Annotated in this window: 8 protein-coding genes; 2 read left to right on the top strand and 6 right to left on the bottom strand. The window is 67.2% G+C overall.

The window, feature by feature from the left end:
- Positions 1-131: 131 nt before the first annotated feature.
- Complete coding sequence (locus tag FM051_RS49700; protein ID WP_238413266.1) at positions 132-467, bottom strand: integrase core domain-containing protein; 336 nt, start codon at positions 465-467, stop codon at positions 132-134.
- A 568-nt stretch (positions 468-1,035) separates the two neighbouring features.
- Here FM051_RS49700 and FM051_RS49695 point away from each other — a divergent pair.
- On the top strand, positions 1,036-1,380 hold the full coding sequence (locus FM051_RS49695) for a DMT family transporter (RefSeq protein ID WP_158854917.1): 345 nt from the start codon (positions 1,036-1,038) through the stop codon (positions 1,378-1,380).
- Positions 1,377-1,727 (top strand): DMT family transporter, encoded by a 351-nt coding sequence (locus tag FM051_RS49690; protein WP_476655333.1) that lies wholly within the window; start codon positions 1,377-1,379, stop codon positions 1,725-1,727. Before FM051_RS49695 ends, FM051_RS49690 begins: the two co-directional genes overlap by 4 nt.
- Here the strand turns inward: FM051_RS49690 and FM051_RS49685 are convergent.
- From FM051_RS49685 to FM051_RS49665, 5 genes are all read right to left on the bottom strand, one after another.
- On the bottom strand, positions 1,720-2,091 hold the full coding sequence (locus FM051_RS49685; RefSeq protein ID WP_238413265.1) for a transposase family protein: 372 nt from the start codon (positions 2,089-2,091) through the stop codon (positions 1,720-1,722). The genes FM051_RS49690 and FM051_RS49685 overlap by 8 nt on opposite strands.
- An 85-nt stretch (positions 2,092-2,176) precedes the next feature.
- Positions 2,177-2,971 (bottom strand): zinc-binding dehydrogenase, encoded by a 795-nt coding sequence (locus FM051_RS49680; RefSeq protein WP_202919531.1) that lies wholly within the window; start codon positions 2,969-2,971, stop codon positions 2,177-2,179.
- A gap of 81 nt (positions 2,972-3,052) precedes the next feature.
- Positions 3,053-3,469 (bottom strand): PPOX class F420-dependent oxidoreductase, encoded by a 417-nt coding sequence (locus FM051_RS49675; RefSeq protein WP_238413264.1) that lies wholly within the window; start codon positions 3,467-3,469, stop codon positions 3,053-3,055.
- Positions 3,470-3,508: 39 nt separating this feature from the next.
- Positions 3,509-3,871, bottom strand: a complete 363-nt coding sequence (locus tag FM051_RS49670; RefSeq protein ID WP_158854913.1) for an MmcQ/YjbR family DNA-binding protein — start codon at positions 3,869-3,871, stop codon at positions 3,509-3,511.
- A gap of 8 nt (positions 3,872-3,879) precedes the next feature.
- Entirely contained in the window at positions 3,880-4,269 is a 390-nt protein-coding gene (locus FM051_RS49665) for an MmcQ/YjbR family DNA-binding protein (RefSeq protein WP_238413263.1), read from the bottom strand.
- Positions 4,270-4,472: the final 203 nt, after the last annotated feature.

The following is a 4,472-nucleotide window of genomic DNA, read 5'->3' as shown; positions in this document are numbered from 1 at the left end:
TCCCACGGCTGACGCGCAATGCGTGCCACTAGGCAATCTCGCGTTTCCCGCTATGGACCAGCTTCCTGACCAGCACCTCTTCCGGCCCGGCGACCCGATTCAGGCCATCATCTGCGGAACGCGGGTGCAAGTCAGGCGGCTCGGTGGTACTCGTTGAGGATGCCGCCCAGCCGCTGTCGTCGGCGGATGCTGGGTTGGGTGACCGCTGCTTGATCGGTGGTCGGTTGTGGCAGTGGGTGTAGTGGTCGGGCGTTGACGATGCCCTGGTGGGGTTGGTGGGTGTTGTAGAACTGCTCGTACTCGCGTAGGGCGTGGAGTAGGTGGCGCTGGTTCCAGATGAGGGTGCGGTCGAGGAGTTCGCGGCGGCAGCTCTGGATCCAGCGTTCGGTGATCGCGTTCATCCGCGGGATCCGGACTCCGCTGAGGACGACCTGGATGTCCGCGTCGGTGAGGACGGTGTCGGACAAGGCGGGGTACTTCCGTCGCGGTCGCGGACCGGGAACCGTGCGGAGCTGCCTACGTCTTCGAGGTCCATGATCAGGTTCTTCGCGGCCTGGGCGACCCGGGATGCGGTCGGGTGTGCTGTGGCGCCCATGATGCGGATCCGGCGGTAGCCCCAGGTGGGATTCTCTCTCGCCAGGCGCAGCACCGTCTCCGGACGTACCAGCAGCCGGAACCGGCGAAGCTTCTGCATCGGCATCCGGTGCAGAAGCGCGGCGAGGAATGCCCGGTCATCGTGAGAGAACCGCGGCCGAGTTTGACCCGGTTGGCGTTCCAGGACCGTGATCTGGTGCCCCAGCACCAGGATCTCCACGTCCTTGTCCTAATCGCTCACGGGCAGCAGACGCAGTAGCGCGTACGCGTTGGTCACGCCGAGGTAAGCCAGTCGGAGCGGCATGACCGGCCATCATGCCGTGCTGCTCGACATCGGCGCGGATTACGAACGCTTCCGTACGCCATCCCGGCAACCCTCCGTCACCTGCACGGATGAGGTTCTCGGCAGGCACAGCGGCCCCCGGAGCGTGAGGAACCGCCATGCGGCAATGGGCGATCTTGGTCGGAGCGATCGTGTTGGAGGTGGCGGCCACCGTGTCCCTGCGGGCCTCGATCGACAACCCGTGGTGGGCGGTGCTGACCGTTGCCGGTTACGCAGGCGCGTTCGTGGCGCTTTCCGCGCTTCTGCGCATGGGTGCCCCGATCGGTGTCGTCTACGGCATCTGGGCGGCGGCGGGTGTCGCCCTGACGGCGGTCCTCGGCACGGTGCTGTTCGCGGAGCCGTTCACACTCCTCGTCGGGATCGGGATCGGGATCGTCGTCGCCGGGGTCGTGCTGGTGGAGACCGGCCACGGCCACGTCACCGAGGGGAAGGTGCGGTCATGACGTGGTTGTTGCTCGTCGGCGCGATCCTGGCGGAGGTGGCGGCGACGTTGTCACTGCGGGCTTCGGAAGGGCTGAAGAAGAAGCGGTGGATCGCCCCTGTCGCGGTCTTCTACAGCGGCGCGTTCGGACTGCTCACCGTCGCTCTCGCTCACGGCATGCCGGTCGGGATCGCGTACGGCATCTGGGCGGCCTGCGGCGTCGCCCTGACCGCGATCGGGGCGCGGATGTTCTTCAAGGACGCGCTGACAAACGTATGGCGGCCGGTATCGGGCTCATCGCTGTGGGGGTGTTGGTCATCGAACTCGGCGCGACCGCACACTGACGTGATCTCAGCGAGTTTCAGGTGAGTCGTCGGTGCTCGAAATGTGTGAGCGTGAGGGCGGCTTTGACGGTGCTCCCGATCTTGCGTGGGCGGGTGGCGAAGTGTCGTAGGGCGCGCCGGCGTCCGGTGACCAGGGCGAATCCGCGTTCTCCGAGGCAGCGCAGGCCGCGCAGCAGGGCGTTGTAGGTGCGGTTGTCCACGTGGAGTGCCCGGCCGTCGGTGGGCTGTTTGACCGGAGTGAATACGCCGATCCCGGCGCCGTCGTAGCCGCCGTCGGCCAGTGCCGTCAGGTCGAGTGTTCCGGCGCAGCACGGCGACCTCGTGCCGCGGCGCCGGTAACTCCACGTCCTTGGCCGCCGAGGACCGGCCGAGCAGGACCAGCTGCCCACCGAGCCGGACGAAGATCAGGCACAGCAGTCGTAATGCCACGCTCCATGATCAAGCCCTGTGTTCGATGGTGGCAGTCATCGCAGATCAGCGGTCCGGTACAGGGTTTGACACCCCACACGCTCCAGTGCCCGCACGGCCTGCGACAGCGACGGCTGCGACACGTACAGAGCCGAGGCCGCACGGTTGCCCCCCACGATCAACAATCGCAAGGAAGTCCTGGATGGTCCACGTGTCCGACAGTGCGCCGGTGAAGCAGACCGTGCCGTGGACACGGACTGACCGCAGTGTGTCCCGCAGATTCCGGGTGCCGGTCAGCTCCAGTGCCGCGTCGTCCCCGTCCGGGCAGATGTCCCGCACGGTGCGGGCGATCGTTCCGTCGTCGGTGATCGGGTGGTCGACGCCGAGTGTGCGCAGCAGTTGCGCGCGTTCGGAGCGGCGGGTGGTGGCGAGCACGGTGGTGCCCAGGTCCTTCGCCATGGCGGCCGCGGTGAGCCCGAGCGTCGAGGTTCCGCCGCGGATCAGCAACGTCTGCCCGCGATGGAGGTCGAGTCCGGTGTGGAGGGATCCGTAGGCGGTCTGGCACATCTCCGGGAGTGCCCCGAGAGTCTCCCACGGCAGCTCCGAGTCGAATGGGATGGTCTGACCGACGGGAAGCAGGGTGTACTGCGCGTACGCCCCGTCGAACGAGCGCCCCATACCGCCCATCATGGTTGCCACCTGCCGGCCGGAGCTCAGGCCGCTGCCGGAGGGCGCTTCGTCGACCACCCCGACGCATTCGATGCCGGGCACGCGCGGGAGCGTCACATCCGGGTCGGAGAGCCCTTTGCGGGTGGTGACCTCGGATTCGTTGACCCCGAACGCCTTGACCTTGATACGCACCCATCCAGGCCTGGCAGGGACCGTTCGTGGCCGGTTGTCTCTTCCATGGCGATTCCTCGTGGTGGGCCGGGAGGTAGCTCGTCAGTCGGTGACGCCGCCGTAGGCGATGACCTTGGCAGGGTGCATGCGGACGACGAGTTCGCCGGGAACGGCGTTGCGCTTGCCGAAGTCCTCGGCCTGGTCCGCGCCCATGTACCGGGCGCCGGCCCTGGTCGCGACGTCGAGGAGTTCGTCGAGGTCCTCGCTGAGCGTCACGTCGCCGCGCACCTCGACGTAGGCGAACGGCGGGGCGTCGTCGGCGACGCAGAGCGAGGCGCGGGGGTTGCGCCGCAGATTGCGGGCTTTGGCCGTGGCGCCGCCCGTGGTGAACAGGAAGTCCTCGCCGTCAACGACATACCAGACGGGTGTGATGTTCGGGGTGCCGTCGGCACCGATGGTGGCGAACCGGCCGGTGGGCGTGCCTCGGGTGACGAAGGCGAGCCATTCCTCGGTCGACATGGTGTGCATGGCAGTCCTTGTTCGTTCGTGCGGTCCTTGTCATCCGGGACGGCGGTGACGCGGCACCGTCTCCAGGACGAGGTGGTAGGAGTGGTCGACGAGTTCGGCGACCAGGTCCTGGGTCACGCCGGGACCGGCGCCCAGGGAGATCCAGTGCCGTTTGTCGAGATAGCGGCCCGGAGTGACTGAAGCGTGCTGGCCTTGCAGCAGCCGGCCGTACTCCGGTTCCGCCTTGACGGTGGCGATGAGGTCGTCGGGGTCGTCCGTGATGATCAGGAAGACCTTGTCCGCCACCTTGTAGACGTCCAGCTGCTCGATGAACGGACGCCCGTGGCCGACCCCGGGAAGTGCGCGGGCTGTTTCGCGCGCGATGTCCTGGAGCTGCTCGCCGCTGACGGACATGACGCGGGTCAGGAGCGGCGGCCGTAGGTGTGCGGGTCGACGGGCCGCTGTGACTTGGGGAGCCCGCCGACCACCAGTCGGTAGGACTCGGTCACCAGCTCCCTGACCAGCTTTTCACCGATCGCGTTCCCGCCCTCCAACGTGATCCAGTGCTTCTTGTTCATGTGGTAGCCGGGGGTGACGTTCTCGTACTGCTCACGCAGGGCCTCGGCCTCGGCCGGCTCGGACTTGAGGATCACGACGGGGCGTCCGGGAACCTCGGTCATCAGCATGAAGACCTTGCCGCGTACCTTGAAGACCTCCCAGTCATGGCCGAAGGGGTGCTCCAGGCCGGCTCCGGGCAGTTCCTCGGCGCGGTTGGCCGCGGTCTTCAGCAACGTCTCTCCGTCCAAAGTCATCACCTCGATCGATCTCAGTGTCCAGGACTGTTGTGCGGTCGGCGCGACGCGAGCGAAGAGGTCCGCGTACACCGTGTAAGAACTCCTAACTCAATGACAAGTTGCGCAGGCGGCGCCAGCAGATGATGCCGCAGGCCAGGCTCAGGAACGCTTCGTGGATGTCGTCCCGGATCTCCCACCTGACCCGCAGTCGGCGGAACCAG

The organism is Saccharothrix deserti, assembly GCF_009769385.1.
Lineage (GTDB): Bacteria > Actinomycetota > Actinomycetes > Mycobacteriales > Pseudonocardiaceae > Actinosynnema > Actinosynnema deserti.
This window is presented reverse-complemented; position numbering and strand designations above follow the sequence as displayed.